Source organism: Pedobacter borealis DSM 19626, from assembly GCF_000708285.2.
Lineage (GTDB): Bacteria > Bacteroidota > Bacteroidia > Sphingobacteriales > Sphingobacteriaceae > Pedobacter > Pedobacter borealis.
Genome location: NZ_JAUG01000097.1, coordinates 21321 through 27433, shown reverse-complemented (window position 1 = coordinate 27433; position 6113 = coordinate 21321). Strand labels below are relative to the sequence as shown.

3 protein-coding genes are annotated in these 6113 nt (G+C 38.5%); all 3 read right to left on the bottom strand.

Annotation, left to right across the window (positions count from 1 at the left end; all coding sequences use genetic code 11):
• Positions 1 to 25: 25 nt before the first annotated feature.
• The gene (locus AW17_RS19930; RefSeq protein WP_029279343.1) at positions 26 to 652 is read right to left on the bottom strand and encodes a response regulator transcription factor; all 627 of its coding nucleotides are present in this window, start codon (positions 650 to 652) and stop codon (positions 26 to 28) included.
• A gap of 35 nt (positions 653 to 687) precedes the next feature.
• Positions 688 to 3552, bottom strand: coding sequence for a ligand-binding sensor domain-containing protein (locus AW17_RS19925; protein ID WP_167343705.1), 2865 nt, complete (start codon positions 3550 to 3552; stop codon positions 688 to 690).
• A gap of 107 nt (positions 3553 to 3659) precedes the next feature.
• Positions 3660 to 6032 carry a phosphocholine-specific phospholipase C gene (locus AW17_RS19920; RefSeq protein WP_029279338.1) on the bottom strand — a complete coding sequence of 791 codons (2373 nt, stop codon included), beginning with the start codon at positions 6030 to 6032 and terminating at the stop codon, positions 3660 to 3662.
• Positions 6033 to 6113: the final 81 nt, after the last annotated feature.

Here is a 6113-nt window from a genome sequence, read left to right as displayed (position 1 = left end):
TAATAATCGAACTCAGGTTTATAGATTAAATAAAGCGCTTTTCTTTGGCTGTTTTAATCGCTTCTGATTTGGAGTTTACATCGAGTTTGATGTAAATATTTTTTACATGGCTTCTTACGGTTTCCTGATCAATAAAGAGATCGTTTGCGATTTGAGATTTTGTTTGTCCATTTGCAATCCGATCTAAAATTTCGGTTTCGCGTTTAGTTAAAGGAGAGTTCAGGTTTTTTTGAAAAGAATGCATTACGATGCGCGCTACATTTGTACTCATGGCGCCCCCGCCGGTACTCACTTCTCTTACGGCATCTATAATTTTTGAGGCGCTCGAATTTTTGGTGAGGTAGCCACCTGCGCCCATGGTAAGAGCTTCGAAAACCAATTCGGGCGAATCAAAAACGGTGAGGATAATAATATTCGCGTTAGGTAAGGCTTTTTTGATAAAAGGTAAGGCCTGCAGCCCGTTGGTGCCTGGCATCTGGATATCGAGCAAAATCACATCTGGATGATCGGCCTCTAAGTATTTTTTGGCCAAATCGTATGATACATAAGCGTTAACGACTACAAAATCTTCAACATCGCTTAATAACGATTCATAACCCATTCTTAAAATATCGTCATCTTCGATTAGAACAATTCGTAAATTCTGGCTCATTTTTGTGGTTGGTTTTAATTAAGACGCTTTTAGTGCTATTTTGTAACAGGAATTCTGGTAGAAATTGTTGTAGTGGTGCCTTTCCCTTTTATAGAAGAAATCTGAAAGGTCGATTTTATACGTTTGCAGCGTGTTTGAATATTGTTTAATCCTCTTCCTTTCTGTACCGTTTCAAGATCAAAACCTTCGCCATCGTCTGTTGTTAAAATGTTTACTGTATCATGATCGGTTTCAATAACCATAATCAATACCTGGCTCGCTTTGGCATGTTTTAACACATTGTTTAACATCTCCTTAAAAATTAATGTTAGGTTTCGGTTAAACTCCATCGATAGCTGTAGTTTTTGATATTTGCTTAACACGCCTTCCATTTTAAATGTAACGCCCGTGTTTTGGAAAAGATCGATTCCAAAATTTTTAATGTGCATCAGTATCTCAAAAAGATTATCGCTATGTGGGTCAAGCGCCCAAAGAATATCTTTAGTTCCGGTATACAACAAACTGGCGTTTTCTCTGATTAGCCTGATCAGTTCCTTTTGCTCTTTTTCGGTTCCTGCTACCTTTTTATCCAAAATTTCGGATAAAACATTAATCCGGGTTAGTTTATTGCCAATATCATCATGAAAATCTTCTGCGGTTTGCTTTCTTATTTTTTCTTGTTCTTTTAACTTTAACTTTTCGAACTGATGTTTTTTACGTTCTCTGGTTTTAAAAATGAGGTAAAAGATAAGCCAGATCAGGAAAATAAGCACCAAAAATGCGCCAATCTTAAATATAATGGTATCATAATATGGCGGTACAATGGTAAAGCTAAACTGTTCTATATTTGATTGCTGGCCATTTGCGATAGCATAAACCTGAAAAGTATAACTACCCGGTCTTATGGCCGAGTATTCGATCTCTGTGTTGGGTACAGGTTTGCTGAAATCGTTATCTACCCCAACCAGTTTGTAGCGGTAAAGTACACTTTCTGGATTGGTGAGATAAACTCCTTTAAAACTTATCGAAATGTGGTTTTGACTGTAGTTAAGCTTATAAAATTTATCTCCTTTTCCGTTCAGATCGATCGAAAGATCTTTGGCCCGATCATTTTTATGAAAAACACTCACCTGTTGGATGTGGATAAAAGGATTCTTTTTGTCCTCTGTCAGCGGATTGGTTTTACATTGAATAAGTCCATTTATGGTGCCTACCAATATGCTGTTTTTGTAGTTGATAATTGCGTTTTGGTTACACTCAACAATTAGCGGATGATCTCTAAAAACTTCATAACTTTGTTGTTGCTTATTAAAAGTTAATTTGTTAATCCCCCGCCCTGTTCCGGCCCATAAATTATTTTCATTATCGGTTGCAAGGCTATAAATATCATTTGAGTTTAACCCATTAGCAACAACATAACGTTTAATGGCTTTCGTTTTTAAATTCCAGGTGATGATCCCATCGCCAAGCGTAGCAAAAATTAAATTATCACCCTGTCTTATAATGCTCAGTACATAAACATTGGTGAGCGATTTGATATGAAATGTTTTATCTATCTTTTTGTTTTTGATGAGTGTAACGCCATTTGAGGTGCCAAGAAACACACTATCCTTCCGCAAAGGGTAAATACACGATAAATAACCATCAAACCCACTTATCCGTTCGGTTTTTCCGTCTTTTAAATAAGTAGACGACATGAGTCCGTTTATCCAGATCCCTCCTTCCTCATCTTCAGCTATCGAGCTGTTATCGAACTTATCTGGCTTTAATACCTGGCTAAATTTCCGCCCGTCGTACTTCCAAGTGCCTTTGCCATAGGTCGAAAACCAAATGTTTTTTGCTTTATCGGCATAAACGAAGTAGATTTTTTTATCCTTAAAAGCGGGTATATCAATGTTTTGTACATCTTTACCATCATACTTAAAAACACCTTTGTTAAAAGTGCCAAACCAGAGGTTATTATTTTTATCTGCCGCTATTCCGCTTATTGGATAAGCCAGGTTCTTGCCCTTAAACCTATTATAGCGAATAAAAGCATCGCCTTCATATTTGTAAATACCATCACTAAAACAAGATATCCAGATATTATTTTCAGCATCGCTAAATATTTCGTTAACCTGGTTATCGCTCAATCCATTTTCTCCGTTAAAATTTATGATCGAGCCGTTTTTATTTATGAAGTAAGCCCCTTTTTCAGAGCCTACCCACATATTTCCACGATGATCCTGCGCGATGGAATAATAGGTATCAATGCCCGATTTTTTAAAAAACGGTTTAACGATTCCATTCTCCAGCACATAAATTCCGCTGCGGGAGGTTAACAGATAGGCTTTATTCTTTACGGTTTTATCAAATAAGATCTTCCGGATAGATAAAGTATTAATGGCTGTCGGCAACTCCTGGTAGATTACCCAGTTGTTATTTTTTAATTGATAAATCCCCTTTCCTGATACAGTGGCATATAGGTTTCCAGCACTATCGCTGTTTATGGTATGGATTTTTTTACCGGCGATGGAATAAAAGATAATTTTATCCTTTTCAATTTTGAAAAGCTTATGTTCACTTATTCCCCAAATAACGCCCTCTTTGTCTTTAAGCAAATGGCTTACTCCTTTACCCGAAAACAGGGTGCTTATTTTTCCGCGTTTAAGAACGCTGATACCTGTTTCGGTACCAAAGAGCATTTGGCTCTGGTTATCCTCCGCAATACAGTTTACAGAGTTGGATCCTAACCCATCGGCTTTGCTGTACGAGGTAAATTGCCTGCCATCGAAATTACTTACCCCACCAAAAGTGCCAAGCCAAAGCGTCCTGTCTTTTGCCTGATAAATTACCATTACCTGCGATTGAGGCAAGCCATCTTTTAGGCTGTAATTGGTAAAATTATAGCTTTGGGCCGATAGCTTAAGGCTAAAAAGCAAAATGAAAGAAACTATAAAATTTATCTTGATTATAGACAGTTTACTGCACATGTAATACAAAATAAGCATAATTTCTTTCAAAAGCCATCCCCCTTTTTGGGGGATATTTATGATGCGTTACCCATGTACGGGTCGGTTTGGGTAATTTCTCCAGTTTCTATTTTACCTGCATATCGGTGTTTAAATGTTGTATTGCCCGCCTGCACAATACTGAAATCGTACCAATTCGCATTTTTAGCCAGATTAAACGAGATATTTGTACCCGATTTTGGCTTAATTGTTACCGTTTTGCTCCCTGATTTGTATTTGTTATCTACAATTTGAAGCGTAACTAAACTGGCGCCTTTGTTCTCAATAGCAAAAGCCAGGGTACCTGTAAGTTTTTTGCTTACCAAACCACCCAGCTCTGGATATGCTTTTACCACAATGGAAGGATTTTTTTTGCCGCCTGCGAAATGTCTGTAAAAACCATTCGGACCGCTAACTGTAAGATCATAAACTTCGTTATCAAAATCATCCAGTTTAATACTGTCTTTTAACACATCGCCAGCTTTTACAGCATAGGCCCATGTTTTACCAGCAACACCTTTAAATTTAGCAATGGTGTTCATGTTGAAAGGCGCACCAACGGTTTCTATTTCGCTACCGAACAAGGTTTTTGCCGATTGAAAAGTAAGTACTATTTCATTGTTAACCAGATTTGCATCAACCATTAAATGATAAGGAAGCGCACAGGCATGTTTAGTGCCATTCTCCTGCTTTGGTGCATGGATTGATGTTTCACGTGAAAAGGTCTCGAACTTATTAATTTTGGCCACTTCGACTTTATTCAAAGCGGTTGGGCCAACCTGAGCAGGTTTATTTTTTGCATTACCAATATTAGTTACTACCACATCGCGTTTTAGCGGTTCTGGAGATTTAATTTCTTCTCCATTGTATGGTCTGAACACCGAGGTTAAATCGCCACAGATATTCCTTCGCCAATCGCTAATGTTATTACTTTTAATGGTTTTGCCTGTTTTTTTAGCCAGCCATTTTTCCATAAACATTAATGATGACGTATGATCGAAAACCTGCGAGTTTACAAAACCGCCCTTGCTCCAGGGTGAGGCAATAACCAAAGGAACACGATAGCCCAAGCCGATCGGACTTCCCTTTCTTGCTTCAAAATCAGTGGCATAATTTATTCCTTCAGATACCTTTCCGCTGGTCGAATCATCAGGGTTTGGCACCACAAAAGGTGGCTGATGATCAAAATACCCATCATTCTCATCGTAGGTTAAAACAAAAATTGTTTTTTTCCAAACCTCAGGGTTTTTGGTTAAAATATCCAGGGCTTCGCTCACATACCAGGTTCCATATAATGGCGAGCTGGTATGATCAGAAAAACGTTGAGGCGCAACCAACCACGAAACCGTTGGTAATTTCCCTCTGTCTACATCTTTTCTAAACTGATGGAAAATATCGCCTTTCGGCACATTAATCGTTTCAGACTTCCCTTGGTCGTTCTTAAAAGCAAATGGTTCAAGATCGAGATAATCTTTTTGAGAAATGTTTGTGGTAAACGCTTTATCTACTAAGTTTTTTTCCCTTTGTGATAATTTATCGTATTTCTCCTGAACTTCTTTTGCGGTTAGAGCCGGCTTAACGGTATTATCGCCGTTTTTTCTAAAGTAAGCCGATAATTTAACGTTGTGCCTACTGATGTACTCTACAGGATTATCGCCATAATTACCCAACCAATCATCTATTTCACCTTCGGGAAGTTTCGAGGTCCATAATTCGTTTTGGTAAATGCGCCAATCGATACCATTATCTTCTAATGTTTCCTGAAAAGTTGGCCAATCTACAAATACATTATTTTGCGATTCGGCCTGATCATTATTGACCACCGCAATCCGGTTTGCACTTTTTTCTCCACGAACGGTTCCTGTAAAAAAGAACAGTCTATTTGGGGTTGTTCCAGTTAGTGATGAGCAAAAATGCTGATCGCAAATGGTAAAAGCATCGGCCATGGCATAATAAAAAGGAATATCATTCCGATCATAATAAGCCAATGTCATTGGGGTTTTAACGGGCAGCCATTTATCATAACGCCCCCCATTCCTGGCGGCAACCTGATCATTCCACGAATGTGGTAGCCCGCCCTGCCAGGTGATTTTCGTTTTGTTGATATCCACATGAAAAGGGGCATAGGTATAACCCTGGCCATCTTTTTGCAACCATACCTTGTTTCCATCGGGTTGAATGTGTGGGTGGGGATCATTAAATCCACGAACACCTTTCATTTTACCAAACATATGGTCGAAAGAACGGTTCTCCTGCATCAGGAAAACAATGTGTTCGGCATCGTAAAATGTACTGCCCGGTTCAGGGTTAATCGACATGGCTTTTAACACCGAACTGGGCAAGGTGTTGGCCATACCAGTGGCTCCGGCAAACAAGGCCGCTTTTTTTAGAAATTCTCTACGTGAGTCCATAAATTATACAATATAGCTTAGATACCGCAAGTTATAATTTCAGTTGTCAATTGGCAATTTTCAGTCGACAGCTAATTTATG